Source organism: Geovibrio ferrireducens (genome assembly GCF_026226615.1).
Taxonomy (GTDB): domain Bacteria; phylum Chrysiogenota; class Deferribacteres; order Deferribacterales; family Geovibrionaceae; genus Geovibrio; species Geovibrio ferrireducens.
Genome location: NZ_JAJAPB010000017.1, coordinates 1 through 19,312, shown reverse-complemented (window position 1 = coordinate 19,312; position 19,312 = coordinate 1). Strand labels below are relative to the sequence as shown.

Genomic DNA, 19,312 nt, shown 5'->3' with positions numbered 1-19,312 from the left:
CTCCGCGCGGCGGGCTCCCATCCTTGGGAGCCTGTCAGTTTATATCCTTAAAGCATTCCAGCGTCGTAGGCTTCGTCGCCCAGTTCGCGGCTGAAGAGTTCGAGAAGATCGGTAACGGTAAGCTTACTTCTCTCCTCCCCGTCCACATCAAGCACCTTTTTCCCAAGCTGCATCATAACAGTACGCTCACCGAGGCTGAGAGCCTGCTTCATGTTGTGCGTAACCATCATGGCGGTGAGGTTGTTCTCGCTCACCAGCTTAACAGTGAGTTTGAGTATTTTATCCGCGGTTTTAGGGTCAAGCGCCGCCGTGTGTTCATCCAGAAGAAGGATCTTCGGCTTCACAAGGGTAGCCATAAGCAGCGTAAGCGCCTGACGCTGACCGCCGGAGAGCAGCCCTGCCTTATCCTTAAGCCTGTTTTCCAGACCCAAGTCAAGCATGCGGAGCTGTTCACGGTAAAACTCCCTGTCACGGTTCTTCACGCCCATTCCGAACATACGTTTCTGTCCGCGCTTCATGGCTATGGCAAGGTTCTCCTCAATGCTCAGCGATTTGGCTGTGCCGCTGAGGGGATCCTGAAAAACTATGCCGATGTATGATGCTCTTTTATAGTCCGTGACGTTTGAAACGTCTTCATCGTCAATGAGTATTCTGCCTTCATCAGGTTTGAGGTAGCCCGCAACAAGGTTAAGCAGAGTGGATTTGCCGGAACCGTTTCCGCCGATTACTGTGACGAAGCTTCCCTGTTTTATATCAACCGAAACGCCCTTCACAGCCCAGTTTTCGTTAACCGTGCCTCTGTTGAAGACCTTTTTTACATTATCTATCTTTATCATTTGCCCACCGCCCCTATCTTGCTTCTGAGTCCGGGGAACATCAGAGCCACGACAACGAGGACTGCGGTAATGAGGTTGAGATCACTGGGAGAAAGGCTCACGCCGCCTATATTCACGGTAAGGGCAACGGCGATCGCCAGTCTGTAGGCTATGGAGCCGATTATAACACCGATAACAGCGCGGAAAACACCCAAAGAACTTATGAGCGCCTCACCGAGAATAACAGATGCAAGCCCCGCCACTATGGTTCCGATCCCCATGCTGACATCGGCAAAACCCTGCACCTGCGCGGCGAGAGCGCCAGCAAGGGCAACAAGGCCGTTTGAGAGGGCAACACCTATGAGTATCATCCTGTTTGTGCTGGCTCCCTGAGCCTTCACCATCTTCATGTTGTCCCCTGTGGCTCGGAGAGCAAGCCCTACCTCGGTATGGAAAAACCATATGAGAAATGCGCCAGTGAGAACAGCCACAGTACCCAGAATAATGACATTTGCCATATAAGCGGGAATACCTGTGTTCTCCAGAGAGGTGAACACAGTGTCAAACCCCAGAAGGGGAACGTTCGGCATACCCATAATGCGCAGGTTAACCGAATACAGGGCAATCATAGTGAGAATCCCCGCAAGGAGATTGAGTATCTTAAGCCGTGTGTTGAGTATGGCGGTGACTGCCCCCGCCGCCATACCGCCCGCTACTGCTATTGCTATTGTAATCCATGGGTTAACGCCGTTGAAAATCAGGATCGCGGAAATTGCCGCCCCCATGGGGAACGTGCCGTCCACGGAGAGATCCGGAAAGTCAAGGGCTCTGAAGGTGATGAACACCCCCAGAGCCATTATAGAGAACAGAAGTCCCTGTTCAACCGCGCCGAAAAACGCGTATAAACTCATTCGATAACCTTGTCTGCTGATTTTATTACTGCTTCGGGGACATTGACGCCCATTTCCTTAGCCGCTTTGAGGTTCACATAGAACTCAAGCTCGTTCTGGAACTGAACGGGGATATTTTCCGCCTTTTCGCCTTTAAGCACACGGCAGACAATTTTGCCTGTCTGAACGCCGTGCTTGTAGTAGTTGAAACCTTTCGCGGCGAGTGCTCCCCTTACCACTGAGTCGGTATCGCCCATGATGAGCGGAATGTTCGCCTCATATGCGACCTGAACCGCTGATTCCAGCGCGGAAACAACAGTATTGTCAGTGGGGACATACATAGCGTCAGCCCTGCCCACGAGAGACTTGGCAGCCATGTAGACACCGCCGGAGTTGGTCACTGTGGCATCAATTATGTTTATGCCGAGCTCTTTGGAAGCCGCCTTTGCGAGGTCAACAAGAGCGCGGCTGTTCTGTTCGCCGGGGTTATAGAGGATGCCGACATTTTTAACCTTGAGCCCGAACTCCTTGAAAACCTCAAGCTGAGCCTTAACGGGAGTGAGGTCGGAAACGCCGGTGATGTTCCCGCCGGGTTTTTCTATTGATTTAACAAGCTTGGCGCCCACGGGGTCTGTCACTGCGGAGAAGATAACGGGTATGTTGAGCCCTGATTTCTCCACAACCTGTTTCAGCGACTGAGAGTTGGGTGTGGCTATGCCGATTACGAGGTTGTTTTTATCGCCCACAAACTTTTTTGCGATCTGGTTGGCTGTTGCTACATTGCCCTGAGCTATCTGAACATCGTAAATAATGTCTTTGCCCTCAGCGTAGCCGCATGCGGTTACAGCATCTATTATACCTTTTCTTGTTGCGTCAAGTGCGGGGTGTTCCACTATCTGGGAAATACCCACCTTAACGGGAGCCGCATAAGCGGAAGCCGCGCAGATTACGGCAAGGAGTGTGACGAGCATCTTTTTCATTTTAAAACCCTCAATATGAATTGTGCCGGAAACTGAAATTTTACAGCGGGGGCGGAAAATATCAAGAACAAACCTGCGATGTGCGGAAAATATTGATTTTTGCGGTAATATCGTTCATTTATTTCAGCAATGAGAATAATAATATCCGACAACAGCGACAGCTTTACACATAATCTTGCCCATCTGGTGTTCCGGGTTTCGGGCTTCAGACCTGCCGTTATGCACTGGACGGAGCTTACACCCGGAAAGGCCTCGGATGCGGATCATCTGTTCATCTCCCCCGGTCCCGGCTGCCCTGCGGAATACCCGCTTTATTCGTTCATAAAAAACATTTCGCTCCCCGTTACGGGTATATGTCTCGGAATGCAGATACTGAACGAAGTCCACGGCGGCTCAACCCTGCGCGCCCCTGTGCCTGTTCACGGCAAGACGGATGTCATAAAATGGCGGGGCGGCTCATACCGCGTTGCCAGATACCACTCGCTGTACTGCGGCAGGGTGGCGGACTGCTTTGCCGCAGAATCCGCCAACGCTGGCGGGCTGCCGATGATAATACGCCATAAGGAAAAACCCTTCACGGGGTTTCAGTTTCACCCCGAATCATTCCTTACGGAAAAAGGGGAGGAGTTCATAGCCTATGCGCTGGGAAAGTGAGCTTATACGCCGTCTGGCGGCAAAATACAGAACGGATATAATCTGCTCCGGTGATGAATGCACATGCTTCATTGAGCCCTGCGCAGTGTTTGAAATAACCGAAGGCACAGACATAAACGAGATAAAGAGCTTCGCCTTCTCCAGTGAGACTGCGGGCTTTTTCTCATATGACTTCGGCATGCTCCTGCGAGGAGTACAAACATCCAAGAAACGCTTCTTCCCTTTGGGAATGCTGAAAAAATACTCCGCCAAAATAACCTTCACCCAAAACGGCGAGGAAGGGGACGTACACCTGCTGAAAGACCTGCCCCCTGTGCCGGAACCTCAGCATATAAGCAGGGGGAACAGGATTTCCTCATCCGCAGGAAGGGATGAATACATAAAAGGCTGCACACGCACACTGGAAGAGATACGCAGCGGCAACACATATCAGCTTAATTATGCCGTAGCCCATTCTTTCCGTGATCCGCACTTTGAGCCGCTGAATGAGTTCTTCCGGCTGACGGGCGACTCCCCCGCGGCGTTTGCCGCTTACTTTGATGCCGGAAGATACAAGATACTCAGCAGTTCGCCGGAGCGGTTCATAAAAGCGGATAACGGGCTGATCCTCAGCCAGCCGATCAAAGGCACACTCCGCACGGACAAGGACGGACTGACAGACGCTCACAGGCTCACGGAGAGCCCGAAGGAATCCGCTGAACTCGCCATGATCATAGACATGATACGCAATGACGTGGGTATAAACTCACGCTCAGGCTCGGCTAATGTGAGCGGTTTTAAATCCGTCTTCCGCATCAACAGCCTGCTCCAGATGTACGGCAATGTTACGGCAGAGCTGAGGGAGGACGCGGATGTTATTGACCTTCTGCTGGATGCCTTCCCCGGCGGTTCCGTAACGGGCTGCCCGAAGAAGCGGAGCATGGAGATAATCGACACCCTTGAGCCGTTCATGCGGGGAATATACTGCGGAAGCATATTCAGGATAAACGGAAAAAACAGCATGGACTCCTCAATCTGCATAAGAACCGGAGTGTATGATACGGGTGAAAAAACATTCACTTTTTATTCCGGCAGCGGTATAGTGACAGATTCCGATCCGCTTGCGGAGTATCATGAAACCATGAGCAAGGCGGAAAAATTCATGGAGGTTTTCGGATGATAATCTGGAAAAACGGTGTGCTTACAAATGCTGATGAAAGGTTCGGGCTGCCCGCCTTCAGATACGGCTTCGGCTTTTTTGAATCCATATTGTACAACGGCAGCAAGATATGCCACCTTGACAAACATTTACGCAGGCTCCGAAACTCCCTTGAAGAATACGGCTGTGTTTTTAACCGGATGGATTACGCAAAGCACATGACGGAAGTGATAGAGGCCAACTCCCTCACGGGTAAAAGGGCAAAAATCAACATCTATGCATTTGAAACAGAACCTGACGGAAGCACTCAGACAGATATAAGCGCCTATGAATACACAACAAATATAAGTGAATACAGGCTGAATATACATGACCGCCATCAGGTTTCCCATCTGAACAGGCATAAATCCATGAACTGGGCGCATCAGTTCCTCGCACTGAGAAGAGCAATAAAAGGCGGCTATGACAACTCGCTTCTGGTCGGTGAGGATAATGAGATATTTGAAGCCGCCTCAGGCGCGGTTCTGTTCAGGCAGGGGGACAGGTTTGTCACAACTCCCGCCGCAAACCGCCTGCCGAGCTTAAGCCTTGAGATAGCGGGGGAAGTCTTCCCTGTTGAGGAGCGGGAGATCCATCTGTGGGATCTGGAGGAGTTTGAAAACTGCTGGTTCCTCAATTCCATGATAGGCGCTAAGCCTGTTTCATGCATATCGGTGTTCACATTTGAGCCGGATCACGAAACAGCACAGAAGATAACCGGGGCGGTATGCGGCTAATTATCCGCAAACATAGCCTGAATCACATCATGGTTTGAGAAAACCGCGTCAGGGTTATGCCCCACTCTGTCCAGCATGATCCATGTGTGGCTGGGGCATGAACCGCCGTTGAGCTTTTCAAGGTGGTGTCTGAAAAGTGCTGCTCTCTCCACCCTGTTTTTCCCCTGAATATCAGCACCGCATGAGTTGTCAAGCGACAGCGAGCGTCCGAGATTCTGTTTGCCCACCACAAAAACCATATGTCTTTTCAGAAGGTTGTTCCTGATGTCCTGCGTCTGCATATTGCTGCCGTAGCCGTAAATGCTGTCCAACCCGTATTTGTATGAGTTATATGAGAAACAGCCCGTTATCTGAGACCGTCCCAGAGGGATTATCCGCCCGTTCTCATCCCGGAAGCGTTCATTGCTCAGATAAAGGTAAGTCGAAGGGTTCGCAGCCACATAGGTGAACTTAACTCCTTTTGAAGCGAGCCTGTTCTCTGTGGAGTTCATAGCGGCAAACTGAATGGCAAACTGTGCCCCGCCGCCGTGCCCGGCTATTACCACTTTTCTGAGTGTATCCTTGTTTCTGTGGTACACCTCTCCAATCATCCGCTCAAGCACAGTAAACGAACTTACGGAGGGGTAGCCTTTGTTCAGCCCGCTGCTGAGGGAATAGCCGCCGCCGCGCCACCTTCTGTCCCAGAAGAGCATCCCCTTCTCCCTTTCTGCCACACGTCTTTCGAGAAACTGCGGAGCTATAACGGAGGTTTTGCCTCTTCCCGCCACATCTGCGGCAAAAATGCCCTTACTCATGTAGGAGACAGGATTGAGGGTGTCATCGTGTATCATAATCAGCAGTGTGCTGACATTTTCAGCGCCGAGATCACCTTCATAAGGCAACACAACCTCTGCGCTGCCGATTTTGAAACTAAATCTTTCATGGGCTATGGGAATATTGCCGCTGTACAGCTTTTTCATCTCCCCGCAGCCGGTAAAGGCAAGCATCAGGCAGACAGCAAGCAGGAGCCTGCGCAAAGCGGCATAAGGGAAACACACTGAGAACATCAACTGACCTCCGGACACACACTGTCCAAACCACAGACTGATCAATATACAGCCTGATCTGTTATATAACCACGTTAATCTTAAAAAATATTTTTTTATCTTAAGATTCTGAAAGAGAAAGGGAAAATCAGTTCAGGTTAAGTTTTTCTGAAAATATATGCATTAATCGTTACAAAAAATGTTAAAATTTTTTTAAAAGGATCTTTCTTCATTATTAACAATTAAAATTAACACAATTTTAGTCGAAATTTTTTACTGTAAAATAATTATTATCATTTAAAAAATTTTGTGTTATAGTCCGCATTATCAACTATGGAGGTTTATTCTTATGAGAACAAAACTATTGTCAATGCTTGTGTTAATGGCGGCACTCGTGGTATCAGGTCCTGCATTCGCTGAAAAACTTCAGGCTGATGCCAACAAACTTTTTAAACCTATTCCCTACGCACCCCCTGCGCTTAAAGACAATCCCATGACTCTGGACAAGGTGGAACTGGGCAAAATGCTTTTCTTCGAGCCCAGACTTTCAAAAAGCAGCCTTCTGAGCTGTAACACCTGTCATAACCTCAGCTTCGGCGGTGACGACTATCAGGAAACTTCCATCGGTCACGGCTGGCAGAAAGGCCCCAGAAATGCACCCACAGTTCTTAACTCTGTTTTCAACCTCGCACAGTTCTGGGACGGCAGAGCGGCTGACCTTAAAGAGCAGGCTAAAGGCCCCGTTCAGGCTTCTGTTGAAATGAACAGCACACCCGACAGAGTTGTGGTTGTTCTGAAAAGCATGCCCGAATATGTTGCCCTGTTCAAAAAAGCATTCCCCGGCGATAAAGACCCCGTCAGCTTCGACAACATGGCAAAAGCAATAGAAGCTTTCGAAGCTACGCTCCTTACCCCTGATTCCAGATTTGACCTTTACCTGAAAGGCGATCTTAACGCCCTCAGCAAAGACGAGAAGAAAGGGCTTGAACTTTTTATAAGCAAAGGCTGCGCTGACTGCCACGCCGGTGTTAACATGGGCGGCGAGGACTACTACACATTCGGCGTTGTTGAAAAACCCGATGCAAAAATAGTTTCCGGCGACAAAGGCAGATTTACAGTAACAAACACTGCGGCTGATGAATATGTTTTCAAATCACCCAGCCTCAGAAACATAGAATACACTGCACCCTACTTCCACTCCGGCAAGGTATGGGGACTTCAGGAAGCAGTGGCCGTAATGAGCTCGGCTCAGCTCGGCATATCACTTACGGATTCCGATACTAAGTTTATAACGGCTTTCCTTAAAACCCTTACAGGTGTTCAGCCCAAAGTGGCGTACCCCGTGCTTCCTCCTTCAACGGATGCCACCCCGAAACCTGAATGGAAATAAAACCTGACTGAAGAAAAACAAATCCCGAAAAGCCGCTCCCGAAAGGGGGCGGCTTTTTTTTGCGTTTATTCATTGTCACTGAAATTTGAACGCCATATCATTAAAAGTATTACCTCTGCTTTACCGAGTTAATATTATTTTTCTTTTAATTTCAAATTGCCATGAATTTTTCTGCTCGGAAATGTTATAATACATGAAACTGTAAAATTACAACGGGCTGATTACTATATGAAAAATGAAAAACTTATTCTTGTGGGGATAGGAGCAAGCGCCGGCGGGCTTGAGGCGCTTAAGCTTTTTATACCGAACATCGAGCCGAACGGAAGGATAGCCTATGTGGTTGTCCAGCACCTGAGCCCGTCACACAAAAGCATGCTCACCTCCCTTCTTTCAAAAGACTGCAAGCTGGAAATAGCAGAAATAAAAGACAACACCCCGCTTAAGCCCGACCTTGTTTACATCACACCGCCGAATTTCAATGTCAGAGTAAAAAACGGAGTGCTCCGCCTCACCCGTCCGCAGGATTTTGTTGGGCCGAAACCATCTGTCGATCAGTTTTTTATATCCATGTCGGAGGATGAGACCATATCCCCCTGCGGTGTCATTCTTTCCGGCACAGGCTCTGACGGCTCCACAGGCATACGCGCAATTAAGGCCGCAGGCGGCATCACCATAGCTCAGGAGACGGAATCCGCCAAATATGACGGCATGCCCCATTCCGCAATAGAAACAGGCAATGTGGATATAACCCTCACCCCTGAAAAAATTGCTCCGGAAATAGCTGAAATTTTTCTCAACAGCGCCATACCGGAGGTCACAATCCCTGAGCAGAAAGAATCGGAAGATTATTTCAAGACTATTCTGACCCTCATCAAGCGCAAAAAGGGCACTGATTTCAGGGATTACAAGGAAAACACCATCAAGCGCCGCATACAGCGGAGGATGGCCGCAAGAAAATTTATCAAAGTAACAGATTACATTGAGTTTCTGAAAAACAATGCAGATGAGATAGAGCACCTTTTCTTTGATATACTGATAAATGTCACAGCTTTTTTCAGGGATCAGGAAGCCTTTACGGAGCTTAAAAATGAGCTGTCAAAATACATCGGCTCAGAGAGGTTTCAGGATTCACTGAGGTTCTGGATAGTGGGATGCAGCACCGGGGAAGAGGTTTATTCCGTCACAATACTTATAGCGGAAATTCTGGGTGATAAGTTTCCCGGAGCGGATATACAGATATTCGCCACGGATATAGACACGGCAGCGCTCAATATAGCCCGCAAAGGGTTTTACCCGGAATCAGCCATTGCCGAAATTGATCCTGCGCTTGTAAAAAAATATTTCATCAAGCACGGAAGCACTTACGAAGTTATCAAAGCTCTGAGGGAGATGGTGATCTTCTCCCGTCATGACATCGCCTCTGATCCGCCTTTTATCCGGATTGACTTCATAAGCTGCCGTAATCTTCTTATCTATTTTAATTCAGACCTCCAGAAAAAGGTTTTTCACTCTTTCTACTATTCCCTTAATCCGGGCGGAATACTTATGCTCGGCAAATCTGAATCCACAGGGAATCTGGACACACATTTTGAAACGGTGGACAAAAAAAACAAAATCTACCGTCTGCCTATGCACAGAAAAAAAGTGTCAAAACCATCCTTTCCGAAAATTTCAGTGTCCAGATACCACGAAACAGTGGAAGCCCAGTCGGAAAATGATTTCGACTCATACATCAGAAAAAGCAGGCTGGAAGAATTTTTCGATGCTTTCGCAGTGACGGATATTCAGATGAACATCTTCTATCTGCACGGAAAAATTGCCGAATATATTCAGCTTCCCACCGGCAAGCCGAAAATGAACCTCAGCACTATGATATGCAAAATGTTCCGCTCCGATGTCCGTGTGATGATCCAGAAAATCAAAAACGGTGCATCGCACGCAATTTCACCGTTCAGAAAATCAGACGGGTTCTTCGTGCGCTGCAATCTGCGTAAAATGACAGATGAGGGGCACGACACAGGATTCATACTGCTTTACTTTGAAAACATACCGGAGAAGGAACTTCCGGGAGTGTCATACCTTGATGACAGCTGTGACATGCGCATCATGGAGATACAGATGGAACTCGCCAACACCAAGCAGGATCTCCAGACAGTTATAGAAGAGCTTGAAACATCCAACGAAGAGCTTCAGTCACTGAACGAGGAACTGCATTCCTCCAATGAGGAGCTTCAGTCATCCAACGAAGAGCTTGAAACCACCAATGAGGAACTTCAGGCAACCAACGAGGAGCTGAACATCGCCTACAATGAGCTGAAAGCCCTCTACGAGGAAAGGGAGCACAGGGAAAAACTGCTTATTGAAAAAACCACGCTCCTGACAGAATCAGAGAATATGCTGAAAGCCCTCAACAAAAACCTTGAGGCAAGGGTTGAGAAAGAGGTTGCGCAGAGGCTCCAGAGCGAGCTTTTCATCACCAAAATTTTTGAAACCGCCGAGGTGGGAATCTGCCTCACTGACAGCAAAGGCTGCTTTGTTAAGGTCAACAAGGCATACATGCAGATTTACGGTTATGCTGAAAATGAGCTTCTGGGAAGCCCCTTTACTATAGTTGTGCCCGAAAATTTCCGTGAAACCGCCATGCATATGCATAATGAATTCATCAGCGGCAAGCTGTCAGAAATCCCCGCCGAGTGGGCTGTTGTGAGCAAAAGCGGCAGAACCCTGAAAATAATCTCCACTGCAAGCAGGGTGGAGCTTGGCGGAAAGCTGTATAAAATAACCTCCGTGACGGACATTACAAATATCAAGCGTATTGAAGAGGAACAGAAGCAGCGCGAGTATCTGCTCATTCAGCAGAGCAAGCTGGCCGCAATCGGCGAAATGGTGGCCTCCATAAACCACCAGTGGAAACAGCCGTTAAACTCTCTGTACCAGATATTCCAGTACATTGACAATGTACTGAACACAGAAAAACCGGATGAGGCCGTGAAATCTATCCGCGAAGTCACCGGGGAAAGCAGAAGCATAATCTCCTTCATGGATGACACCATCAACACATTCAAGAATTTCTTCAAGCTCAAATCATCCATCTCAAGTTTCAGCATACTTGAGGCAGTGAAACAAACTCTCCATATTCTGGATGCGAAAATTTCCAATAACTTCGTGGAGGTGACCTTTAAATACAAAACAGCGGAATCCAAAGCATATACCAAGGTTACGAACGGAAGCGCTAAAAACCTTAATAAGATAGCCGATTTCTACACCACAGGCTCCATGAACGACTTTCAGCAGGTGGTGATGAACCTGATCAGCAACGCCATTGATGCAGTGGCGGAAAAGAAACGGCAGGACAAGGACTTCAAAGCGGGAAGGATAAGCATCAGCGTCATAAACCGCCGGGAGTTTTTCGAGATTCAGGTTGAAGACAACGGGACGGGAATACCTGAGGAGATAAAGCCGAAGCTCTTTAACCCCTACTTCACCACCAAAAAGGACGAAGGCACAGGAATAGGTCTTTATATATGCAGGCTGATACTGGAAAACAAATTTTTCGGCAGAATATCCGTAGGCAGTAAAAAGCAGGGGGCAAAATTTATTGTGGAACTCACTAAATTCTAGGTGCTCACACGGTTTGACATACACAAACAGCTGTATTAGTATATCCGCAGGCGGGCTATACAATGGATAAAGCGGATCTTAAAAGCAGCATTATTAAATTCATAGATAAATACACTGCCACTTCGGGTGAAAATCACCTTCACGCCATAAATGAAAAAGCGTGGGCACAGCCCCTTGTGGGCTTTGCGTCCGGTTCTGATCCCCTCTTTGATAAATACCGCGAAATGATTGGCGACTTCTACTGGACCCCGGCAGACGCCATGAAACTCGCCTACCCCGATGCCGACTTTGACCGGACGGAACTCACTGTCATCTGCTGGGTTCTGCCGCAGACAGATGAAACCATAGCCGAACAGAGGAAAGCCACGCTTCTTCCTTCCAGAAGATGGATATTTTCCAGACTGCACGGTGAAAACTTCAATAATCAGCTAAGGAATGATTTTCAGAAATTTCTCAGGGATCAGGGGCTTAAAGCAATCGCCCCCTCTATTGCGGAAGGATGGGGCTACAGACAGTCCGATACGGCGGGGATATGCTCCAACTGGTCAGAACGGCACGCAGCATACGCAGCGGGGCTCGGCACATTCAGTCTTTCCGACGGTTTTATAACCGAGGCAGGCATAGCCGTCCGCATAGGCTCCGTGATTGTTCAGGCGGATATTGAACCTGACAAACGGACTTATGAGCACCATCTCGGCAACTGCCTTTTCCACGCCACAGGCAAATGCAGGGCATGCATGAAGCGCTGCCCGGCGGGAGCCATAACTGACGAAGGCCACAACAAGGAAGCCTGCATGAAATATATCCGCGATATAACGGTGAAATACACAGAGAAGATGACAGGCTTTAAGGTCAATGCCTGCGGCCTCTGTCAGGCAGGGGTTCCATGCGAAAGACGCAACCCCATGAAGCCTAAATAAGCATCTTCCTTATCCTCGCGGAAATCCATTCACTGGCAATAACCGTTCCCAGCACCGAGATCAGAATCACAGACACCTGAGACCATGCCAGAATGCTTAAGGATGCGCTCAGGTTAAGCCCTATCCCCCCTGCCCCGACATAACCCAGAATTGTGGATTCCCTTATGTTTATATCCCATCGGTAAAGGCTTATTCCTGCGAATGCCGGCATTATCTGCGGCACTATGCCGTATGAAAACACTTGTGAAGGCGCAGCGCCTGTCGCTGTGACAGCCTCCACCTGAGTCCGGTCTATCTCCTCAATGGCTTCATAAAGCAGCTTGCCGACAAACCCAACGGAGCGCAGAGCAATGGCGATTATACCGGCAAATATCCCCGGACCGACTATAGTTACCAGCAGCAAAGCCCAGATAAGCGAATTTACCGACCTGCTTGAGACAAGGATAAGCATTGCAAACGGGCGGACAAGCTTTCTGCTCGGAGTTGTGTTTGAGGCTGCCAGAAACGCCACAGGCACAGCTATAACTATACCGAGCAAAGTACCCAGAGTGGCTATATTAAGCGTATCCCACAGAGGTTTCCAGAGCTTGTTCAGGTATTCGAACTTCGGCGGAAACATCCTCATAATCATAAGCCGTAACTGCTCAGGAGCATCCGCAGCAAAAACCCATATGGTATTTGCGGATATGCTGCGCCAGCTTAAAAAGATCAGCATCAGACCTATAAACCAGCCAAACCACACCATAAGCTGTTTCTTTGAGTCCTTAGGAGTCCAGAAAACTGCCCCGTTCTTTTTTATCAGCGGCATATTACTGGAGCCTCTTCCTTATTATTCCCGAAACATATTCGGCGCACATAACAATTACTATTATAACAATAAGTATGGCCGCAGTTGTGTCATACTCGTATCTGTCGATGGATGTGTTCAGGGTTGCACCTATGCCGCCCGCGCCCACTATGCCTATTACCGCAGATTCACGGAAATTTATGTCCAGTCTGTAAACGGACAGGCCGATGAGCCTCGGCATAACCTGCGGCTGCACACTCCATGTCAGCATCTGAAAAAAGCCTGCTCCTGTTGAGCGTATCGCCTCTGTCTGAACGGGGTCTATATCTTCAATATCCTCTGCCAGAAGTTTCGCCATGAAACCTATGGTGGCAAAAGTCAGGGTCAGCATCCCCGCCAGTGCTCCGAAACCGAACATGGCCACAAAGAATATCGCTATTATCACTTCCGGGAATGTTCTGGAGACTGCTATTATGCTCCGGCAAAGGAAATAAACCGGAAAAGGGGCTATATTCCCGGCAGCGCCTATACCCACCGGAATGGAAAGAAGTATACCTAAAGCTGTGGAAACAATTGTCATAGTGAGGCTTTCCAGTATACCTTCAAATATCTCGTTCCATCTTGAAGTAAAATCAGGGTGCAGAAAGGAGCCAACAAACGCAGCCCCTCTGCCGAGCCCTTCCTGAACCCTCACCCAGTTCACTTCAACAGAGGACAGGGCAAGTGCGAGGTATACAACAGCAGTAAAAGCAAGCCCTATCCGTATATACGGATTTGCAATCAGGTGCTTCTTCTTCCAGTTTACTCCGTCTGAGGCATGTATAAGCGGCATAGGCTAATCATTCGCCAGAGCATATTCCATGCTTCCGCATGAATTCTGATGTTCAGGCCCCGGAGCCTTGTTCCTGTCTGCTCCTCCGCTCCAGTCCTCTTCGCCGTATATCTCAGTCAATATACCGTCCGTGAGCATTTCAGGCTTGCCGTCAAACACTATACTCCCCTTGCGGAGGCCTATTATTCTGTCTGCAAACATTTTCGCAAGCCCCACATCATGGAGGTTGATCACCGCAAGCAGTTCTCTCTCACGGCAGAGCTCTTTGATAAGGCGCATTATCTGCCTTGCTGTCTTGGGGTCGAGGCTTGCCGTCGGTTCATCCACAAGGAGAAGATCAGGCTCCTGAAGAAGCGCACGGGCAATACCCACCCTCTGGCGCTGTCCGCCGGAGAGAGCATCAGCCCTTTTGTCAAAATGTTCCGAAAGCCCCACACGCTCCAGCAGGTTGAGAGCCTTTGAAACATCCTCGGCAGAAAACTTTCTGAACCAGCTTTTCCAGAAACCGATATAGCCCAGCCTGCCGGAAAGCACATTCTCCATAACAGTCAGACGTTCCACAAGGGCGTACTCCTGAAATATCATGCCTATCTTCCGTCTTGCCCTGCGCAGGGAGGCTCCCCTGAGTGAGGCTATATCACCGCCGCCAACAAGTATCCGGCCGGATGTAGGCTCCACAAGGCGGTTGACACAGCGTATCAGAGTGCTTTTCCCGGCTCCCGAAGGGCCAATGAGCGCTATTATCTCTCCGCGCCCAAGCTCCAGATTAACTCCGTTCAAGGCCAGATCGCCTGTTCCGTATTTTTTTATAAGGTTTTCGAGTTTAAGCATTATTCTCTCTTAAAAATTAAAATACGGCGGCCGGAAAACCCAACCGCCGTTTTTTATCCCTGTCGGTGTTATTTGCAGTCGTATGTTACGCCCATTGCTGCGTCTATTTTTCTGACAACTTCCCATTCCTTTTTGTAGGTTATGGGTATGAATCTGTCTTCTGATTTGAACTCAGCTTTCAGGGGTGTATTTGTCCAGTCATAGGAGAGAAAAGCCTTTTTGATTTTCTCTGCAAGCTCAGGTTTAAGATTGTAAACGTGTCCGTAGCCTGTAGTGGGGAAAGTCTGAGACTGATATATGGTGCGTATTTTGCTGCCGTCAATAACCTTGCGCTCTATCATCCGCTTCATGACTTCGTTCGCTATTGCCGCCGCTTCATAGTCTTTGTTATAAACTCCGAGAACAGAGTTATCATGCTTGCCGCTGAATGCAGTTTTGAAGTCTTTGTCCGCCTCAAGCCCGAACTCGCTCTTAAGGAGTGCGGAAGGAGCCTTAAAACCGGAGTTTGAAGTGGGTGAGGTAAATGCCAGGGTTCTGCCTTTCAGGTCTTCAACTTTTTTGATGCTTGAATCAGTATGTGTGATTATCTCCATCTCATAGCCGAAAGCACCTTCCGCTGAGGCCATCATTGCAAAAGGAACAAATCCTGCGCAGTTTACAGCTATGGGGTTGGAGCCTGTGTTGAAGCCTGCAACATGGAGTCTGCCTGAGCGCATAGCCTCAAGCTGAGCTGCGTTTGACTGAACAGGAAAAAACTGTACTTTTTTACCTGTAACTTTTTCCATGTGTTTAAGAAAATCGTCCCACACACCCCTGTAAACCTCAGGATCCTCAACGGGTGTATAGCTGAAAATGATTACGGAAGGATCAACCCATTCCTTTTTATCTGCCGGAGCATCAGCCACCATATCACCATTACGATCACAGAACTTCTTGTCCAGCTGCCCTCTGGGGCAGTCATCTGCCACAGCAGCAGAGAAAGACATAAGCAGCAGAGCAGCAAACATCACTATTTTTGTCATAAAATTTTTCATAAACTCTCCTCCAGATTAAGCGGATAGGTACTGAATCATTTGTTAATGATACTGATTTTTATCCTATCGCTGTCAGGCGGATGTCATATTCTTTTAAAAAATTCAATTTATTTAAAATGAAAGGATAAACAGAGGATTCAGGGAACAGTCAGAAAATTTCGGTTGAACATGTGTTGTCATGATGATTCAGGACACTGGGTAATAGCAGAGAGAGGAAACGCCTGATTGCCATAACTTAAGGGAAGAAAACTGTAGTAAATAATCCGTAAATAAAATAGCCCCCTACAAAGATAATGAGTGCCATAACCAATAAGCCCAGAATCATGACAATAATAGCATTTCCAAGGAGCGCAAATGCATCAATCAGGAACCAGAGAAAAGCCAGAATTCTCCAAATCACAACAAATGGAACAAAAATTATAGGTAACTTTATATCATCTTCACTGGAAGATTGTTCTTTAGGAGCAACTGACCAGTAACCTCTAGACCATGCATATTTGCACGGGTGATTATATGAATACGGATTAACATCCCCCTTTTTACCATCATAATGCGCAGCAATCCCCTCCTTGTAAGCCTTTTTAGCTGCGGAATATCCAAGGTTCCAGTCGTAAGCATTCATATCACTTTTGTGATAAGGATTTCTTTTGCTCTTATCGTAACTGGTAAAAGCTTCTGCCCCTTCGGCAAATGATGATTTTGTTTCCATATTTCAATTTATCAGATAACGTGCGGGCCGAAAAGTGAAGTTGCACACAAAAGCAACAAAGAACCCCGGAGAATTCCGGGGCTCTTTTCATCAATACCGTTTTTATCTTAAACCAGCGAACCGCTCTTTTTGGAATACTTAAGCACACCGTCGGCGCATCTGTAGGCGAGTGCGCCAACTGTTCCCGTCGGGTTGCAGCCGCCGTTGTGAGGGAAGTTACCCGCGCCCACGACAAACAGATTTTCAGCATCCCAATGCTGGAGATATGTGTTCACTACGCTTTCCTTGGAGTCACTGCCCATGATTGTGCCGCCTGTGTTGTGAGTAGTCTGGTAGGGCACAATGTTGTAATCCTTGCTGTTGGACTTCAGACCGACTGATTTGGCGCCCATATTTTTCACTATCATATCAATCTTCCCTGTAAGGAAATCAAACATAGCCCTGTCCTGCTCTGTGAAGTTGTATGTCATCCTGAGCAGCGGCAGGCCGTAAGCATCCTTATAAGTATCATCAAGTGAAAGATAATTTTCCCTATGGGGTATTGAAGCACCCTGAGCGCCCACACCCAGTGAGCGTGTAAAACTGCTGATAGAAGCTTTTTTGAACGCTGCGCCCCATGAAGGAGTGCCGGCAGGGACAGCATTTGTTTCTATGGGACGCTTACCGCTCTGGAGCATCGATATGAGCCCCCCGTGAATGAAATTAAGCTCTGAGTGATCGAAGTTGTCTCCGTTGAAATCATCCACACCTATGGCCAGTGCCCCTGCTCCGGCGAACAGATTCATCTGTTCATCAAAAAATCCGGTTGCACCCGGAGTAATTTGGTAACAATAGTTTTTGCCGAGAGTGCCTTTGCCCGTCATGGGATCATACATTTCACCGATTCCGGAAACCATGAGAAGCTTGGCGTTGTTCATTACATAGCTGCCGAGAACAACCACATCCGCAGGCTGTATAAATTCTTCCAGAGTAAGAGTATTAATGTATCGCACACCTGTGACCATGTTCCCTTTTTTCAGCACTTCCACAACATTAGCGTTGCAGCGCAGCTCAAAATTACCTGTCTTCTGGGCAACGGGGATCACTGTGTTTATGGGGCTTGCCTTGGCGTTGTACTCGCAGCCGAACCTTTCACAGTGACCGCAGTATTCGCAGGGGTCAAGCTCAGCACCGTCAGGGTTTGTATAAGTCTGCGAGGCTATACCCGCCGGAAGCACATAAGGGTGACAGCCGGATTTTTTTGCGCCGTTTTCAAAGATCTCCATGACAGAAGTCTTCACAAGAGGCGGCAGCGGATAGGGTGAGGATCTTTTTCCGTCAAAGGGACTGACTGATTCGCCTGAAACACCTATGATGTTCTCAAATTTAGTGTAATACGGTTCAAGCTGCTCATAGCTCAGCCCCCAGTCCTGAATAAGATAGTCTCCGGACAGTTTGCTGCCGTAGCGTTCCTTCGTCATGGTTTTGATTTTGAAGTCATACGGAAAAAACCTGAAATTCATCCCATTCCAATGCACACCGGAGCCGCCAAGACCATCGCCCAGAAGGAAGGAGCCAAGTTTTCTCATTGGCAGAGCTTTCATATTACGATCATTTCTGAAGGTTATTGTTTCTTTTGAGAGATCCTGCATCAAGCCGTAATTAACCGCATAACGCCATTCGTCATGTATTTCCATGAAGTCTTCAACCGTCCTGTAGCCGCCCCTTTCAAGCCCGACAACGCTTAAGCCCGCTTTAGCGCATTCGGAAGCGACTATGCCGCCTGTAAAGCCGACGCCGACAGTAACCACATTCACTTTTTTAAGTTCTGTTGCCATATCAATATCCTCCCGCTCTTAATACATATCCGCAAGGGAAACGGGTTCAATCTTCTCAAAATTCCTGCTTTTTATGATGTCAAAATAACTCATCTGAGCTCCCGGATACTGCTTCATTCGCCATCCGTTCATATTGCTGTTACCGCCGTAGATAGGATCGGCATACACGCCAGCCAGCACTGCCCCGCGCAGGAGAGAAAAAAAGTACGCTGAATTAAAGCCATCCGTAGGAATAGCGCCGGATTCGCACATTTTGAGAATCACGTCCTTGTCAGCATCCTTAAGTTCGGGGAAATTCTTTTGGAACGTCATCTGCGAATAGCTGTTAAGAGCACCCAGCCCCTTGGAAAAAATATCACGTTTAAGAAGAGGTGTCTGGTATCCCTGTGTTGGAGCCCCTTTAAAGAAGGGTCCCGACATGTATTCCCTGGTATTGTATCCGTAGGCTCCTGCAAGTTGGTTATCAATGAAAAACGGAACGCCCAGTTCCTTGGCTCCGGGTCCGTTATCATCTTTTGGAAAAATCCTTTCGGAAGCTTCGGACAGAGTGGCAAATTCCAGTTCATTTGTGAAAAACATCTTGCCCTTCGGCGAAATTCTTGTGTTTTCGGAGGGTAGTTGAGCCGAATGCTTCATTTCAGCAGCATGGGTTTCAGCAGTTGTAACACTCAGTATGCTCCCGCTCAGAGCCGCAACGCCTGCTGCAACGCCCGTTGCCTTCAAAAAATTTCTGCGTGTCATGTCAGCCTTTTTTGACATAATTACCTCCTAGTGATTTGTGTGCTGTTCATACATATATACTAGGATATACCTGCAAAGGGGCAAATTGCAAGACATGACTGATTAATAATTATCACTATCATTGGCTTAACAAATATCAGGTGTCATCAATAGACAGATTAACTGTAGACTTGATTGAGGGAAAATATGTCACTCTACGCACGGTGCAGTTCCTTACACGAAACTTTTTGCGTCATTGCGAACCCTGAAAAGGTGAAGCAATCTCTATGTATATTCAGAGACTGCCGCGTCGCGTCGCTCCTCGCAGTTGTATATGTTATTTAATTCGAGGCGAGAATTTATTTATTTGTTA

At 47.9% G+C, this 19,312-nt stretch carries 17 protein-coding genes; 6 read left to right on the top strand and 11 right to left on the bottom strand.

All coding sequences use genetic code 11. From position 1 onward, the window contains the following. Nucleotides 1–47: 47 nt before the first annotated feature. The 3 genes from OSQ85_RS13000 to OSQ85_RS12990 are packed head-to-tail and all read right to left on the bottom strand — an operon-like array spanning nucleotide 48 to nucleotide 2,685. Nucleotides 48–836: an ABC transporter ATP-binding protein gene (locus OSQ85_RS13000; protein ID WP_265823670.1), complete on the bottom strand. Its 789-nt coding sequence runs from the start codon at nucleotides 834–836 to the stop codon at nucleotides 48–50. After that, nucleotides 833–1,726, bottom strand: coding sequence for an ABC transporter permease (locus OSQ85_RS12995; protein WP_265823669.1), 894 nt, complete (start codon nucleotides 1,724–1,726; stop codon nucleotides 833–835). The genes OSQ85_RS13000 and OSQ85_RS12995 overlap by 4 nt, the downstream gene beginning before the upstream one ends. Next, nucleotides 1,723–2,685: an ABC transporter substrate-binding protein gene (locus tag OSQ85_RS12990; protein ID WP_265823667.1), complete on the bottom strand. Its 963-nt coding sequence runs from the start codon at nucleotides 2,683–2,685 to the stop codon at nucleotides 1,723–1,725. The genes OSQ85_RS12995 and OSQ85_RS12990 overlap by 4 nt, the downstream gene beginning before the upstream one ends. A gap of 129 nt (nucleotides 2,686–2,814) precedes the next feature. Here OSQ85_RS12990 and OSQ85_RS12985 point away from each other — a divergent pair, with 129 nt between their 5' ends. The 3 genes from OSQ85_RS12985 to OSQ85_RS12975 are packed head-to-tail and all read left to right on the top strand — an operon-like array spanning nucleotide 2,815 to nucleotide 5,253. Next, nucleotides 2,815–3,339 carry an aminodeoxychorismate/anthranilate synthase component II gene (locus OSQ85_RS12985; protein WP_265823665.1) on the top strand — a complete coding sequence of 175 codons (525 nt, stop codon included), beginning with the start codon at nucleotides 2,815–2,817 and terminating at the stop codon, nucleotides 3,337–3,339. Continuing rightward, complete coding sequence (locus OSQ85_RS12980) at nucleotides 3,323–4,498, top strand: chorismate-binding protein (protein WP_265823664.1); 1,176 nt, start codon at nucleotides 3,323–3,325, stop codon at nucleotides 4,496–4,498. The genes OSQ85_RS12985 and OSQ85_RS12980 overlap by 17 nt, the downstream gene beginning before the upstream one ends. After that, the gene (locus OSQ85_RS12975; RefSeq protein ID WP_265823663.1) at nucleotides 4,495–5,253 is read left to right on the top strand and encodes an aminotransferase class IV; all 759 of its coding nucleotides are present in this window, start codon (nucleotides 4,495–4,497) and stop codon (nucleotides 5,251–5,253) included. Before OSQ85_RS12980 ends, OSQ85_RS12975 begins: the two co-directional genes overlap by 4 nt. Here the strand turns inward: OSQ85_RS12975 and OSQ85_RS12970 are convergent. Then, nucleotides 5,250–6,299, bottom strand: coding sequence for a hypothetical protein (locus tag OSQ85_RS12970; RefSeq protein ID WP_265823661.1), 1,050 nt, complete (start codon nucleotides 6,297–6,299; stop codon nucleotides 5,250–5,252). The two genes, OSQ85_RS12975 and OSQ85_RS12970, sit on opposite strands and share 4 nt — an antisense overlap. A 328-nt stretch (nucleotides 6,300–6,627) precedes the next feature. On the opposite strand from OSQ85_RS12970, the gene OSQ85_RS12965 reads away from it, so the two are divergent. The 3 genes from OSQ85_RS12965 to OSQ85_RS12955 all read left to right on the top strand — a co-directional run bounded on the left by OSQ85_RS12965 (nucleotide 6,628) and on the right by OSQ85_RS12955 (nucleotide 12,209). Further along, entirely contained in the window at nucleotides 6,628–7,668 is a 1,041-nt protein-coding gene (locus tag OSQ85_RS12965; RefSeq protein ID WP_322874103.1) for a cytochrome-c peroxidase, read from the top strand. Nucleotides 7,669–7,896: 228 nt separating this feature from the next. Continuing rightward, nucleotides 7,897–11,289, top strand: a complete 3,393-nt coding sequence (locus OSQ85_RS12960) for a chemotaxis protein CheB (protein ID WP_265823660.1) — start codon at nucleotides 7,897–7,899, stop codon at nucleotides 11,287–11,289. 62 nt (nucleotides 11,290–11,351) lie between these two features. Further along, the gene (locus OSQ85_RS12955) at nucleotides 11,352–12,209 is read left to right on the top strand and encodes a hypothetical protein (protein ID WP_265823658.1); all 858 of its coding nucleotides are present in this window, start codon (nucleotides 11,352–11,354) and stop codon (nucleotides 12,207–12,209) included. On the opposite strand, the gene phnE (OSQ85_RS12950) is transcribed toward OSQ85_RS12955, so the two are convergent. The 7 genes from phnE (OSQ85_RS12950) to OSQ85_RS12920 all read right to left on the bottom strand — a co-directional run bounded on the left by phnE (OSQ85_RS12950) (nucleotide 12,202) and on the right by OSQ85_RS12920 (nucleotide 18,978). After that, nucleotides 12,202–13,017, bottom strand: coding sequence for a phosphonate ABC transporter, permease protein PhnE (gene phnE, locus OSQ85_RS12950; protein WP_265823657.1), 816 nt, complete (start codon nucleotides 13,015–13,017; stop codon nucleotides 12,202–12,204). The two genes, OSQ85_RS12955 and phnE (OSQ85_RS12950), sit on opposite strands and share 8 nt — an antisense overlap. A 1-nt stretch (nucleotide 13,018) precedes the next feature. After that, nucleotides 13,019–13,828 (bottom strand): phosphonate ABC transporter, permease protein PhnE, encoded by an 810-nt coding sequence (gene phnE, locus OSQ85_RS12945; protein ID WP_265823656.1) that lies wholly within the window; start codon nucleotides 13,826–13,828, stop codon nucleotides 13,019–13,021. A gap of 3 nt (nucleotides 13,829–13,831) precedes the next feature. Beyond that, nucleotides 13,832–14,659: a phosphonate ABC transporter ATP-binding protein gene (gene phnC, locus OSQ85_RS12940; protein WP_265823655.1), complete on the bottom strand. Its 828-nt coding sequence runs from the start codon at nucleotides 14,657–14,659 to the stop codon at nucleotides 13,832–13,834. 68 nt (nucleotides 14,660–14,727) lie between these two features. After that, entirely contained in the window at nucleotides 14,728–15,693 is a 966-nt protein-coding gene (phnD, locus tag OSQ85_RS12935; protein ID WP_265823654.1) for a phosphate/phosphite/phosphonate ABC transporter substrate-binding protein, read from the bottom strand. A 235-nt stretch (nucleotides 15,694–15,928) separates the two neighbouring features. Continuing rightward, the gene (locus OSQ85_RS12930) at nucleotides 15,929–16,402 is read right to left on the bottom strand and encodes a hypothetical protein (protein WP_265823652.1); all 474 of its coding nucleotides are present in this window, start codon (nucleotides 16,400–16,402) and stop codon (nucleotides 15,929–15,931) included. A gap of 107 nt (nucleotides 16,403–16,509) precedes the next feature. Beyond that, a complete protein-coding gene (locus tag OSQ85_RS12925) occupies nucleotides 16,510–18,219 on the bottom strand; it encodes a GMC family oxidoreductase (protein ID WP_265823651.1) in 1,710 nt (569 codons plus the stop codon). An 18-nt stretch (nucleotides 18,220–18,237) separates the two neighbouring features. Continuing rightward, nucleotides 18,238–18,978, bottom strand: a complete 741-nt coding sequence (locus tag OSQ85_RS12920; protein ID WP_265823650.1) for a gluconate 2-dehydrogenase subunit 3 family protein — start codon at nucleotides 18,976–18,978, stop codon at nucleotides 18,238–18,240. Nucleotides 18,979–19,312 lie beyond the last annotated feature (334 nt).

Coding starts and splice junctions, on each gene's coding strand:
- OSQ85_RS13000 (WP_265823670.1), bottom strand. CDS start 836: ATGATAAAGATAGATAATGTAAAAAAGGTCTTCAACAGAGGCACGGTT.
- OSQ85_RS12995 (WP_265823669.1), bottom strand. CDS start 1,726: ATGAGTTTATACGCGTTTTTCGGCGCGGTTGAACAGGGACTTCTGTTC.
- OSQ85_RS12990 (WP_265823667.1), bottom strand. CDS start 2,685: ATGAAAAAGATGCTCGTCACACTCCTTGCCGTAATCTGCGCGGCTTCC.
- OSQ85_RS12985 (WP_265823665.1), top strand. CDS start 2,815: ATGAGAATAATAATATCCGACAACAGCGACAGCTTTACACATAATCTT.
- OSQ85_RS12980 (WP_265823664.1), top strand. CDS start 3,323: ATGCGCTGGGAAAGTGAGCTTATACGCCGTCTGGCGGCAAAATACAGA.
- OSQ85_RS12975 (WP_265823663.1), top strand. CDS start 4,495: ATGATAATCTGGAAAAACGGTGTGCTTACAAATGCTGATGAAAGGTTC.
- OSQ85_RS12970 (WP_265823661.1), bottom strand. CDS start 6,299: ATGTTCTCAGTGTGTTTCCCTTATGCCGCTTTGCGCAGGCTCCTGCTT.
- OSQ85_RS12965 (WP_322874103.1), top strand. CDS start 6,628: ATGAGAACAAAACTATTGTCAATGCTTGTGTTAATGGCGGCACTCGTG.
- OSQ85_RS12960 (WP_265823660.1), top strand. CDS start 7,897: ATGAAAAATGAAAAACTTATTCTTGTGGGGATAGGAGCAAGCGCCGGC.
- OSQ85_RS12955 (WP_265823658.1), top strand. CDS start 11,352: ATGGATAAAGCGGATCTTAAAAGCAGCATTATTAAATTCATAGATAAA.
- phnE (WP_265823657.1), bottom strand. CDS start 13,017: ATGCCGCTGATAAAAAAGAACGGGGCAGTTTTCTGGACTCCTAAGGAC.
- phnE (WP_265823656.1), bottom strand. CDS start 13,828: ATGCCGCTTATACATGCCTCAGACGGAGTAAACTGGAAGAAGAAGCAC.
- phnC (WP_265823655.1), bottom strand. CDS start 14,659: ATGCTTAAACTCGAAAACCTTATAAAAAAATACGGAACAGGCGATCTG.
- phnD (WP_265823654.1), bottom strand. CDS start 15,693: ATGAAAAATTTTATGACAAAAATAGTGATGTTTGCTGCTCTGCTGCTT.
- OSQ85_RS12930 (WP_265823652.1), bottom strand. CDS start 16,402: ATGGAAACAAAATCATCATTTGCCGAAGGGGCAGAAGCTTTTACCAGT.
- OSQ85_RS12925 (WP_265823651.1), bottom strand. CDS start 18,219: ATGGCAACAGAACTTAAAAAAGTGAATGTGGTTACTGTCGGCGTCGGC.
- OSQ85_RS12920 (WP_265823650.1), bottom strand. CDS start 18,978: ATGTCAAAAAAGGCTGACATGACACGCAGAAATTTTTTGAAGGCAACG.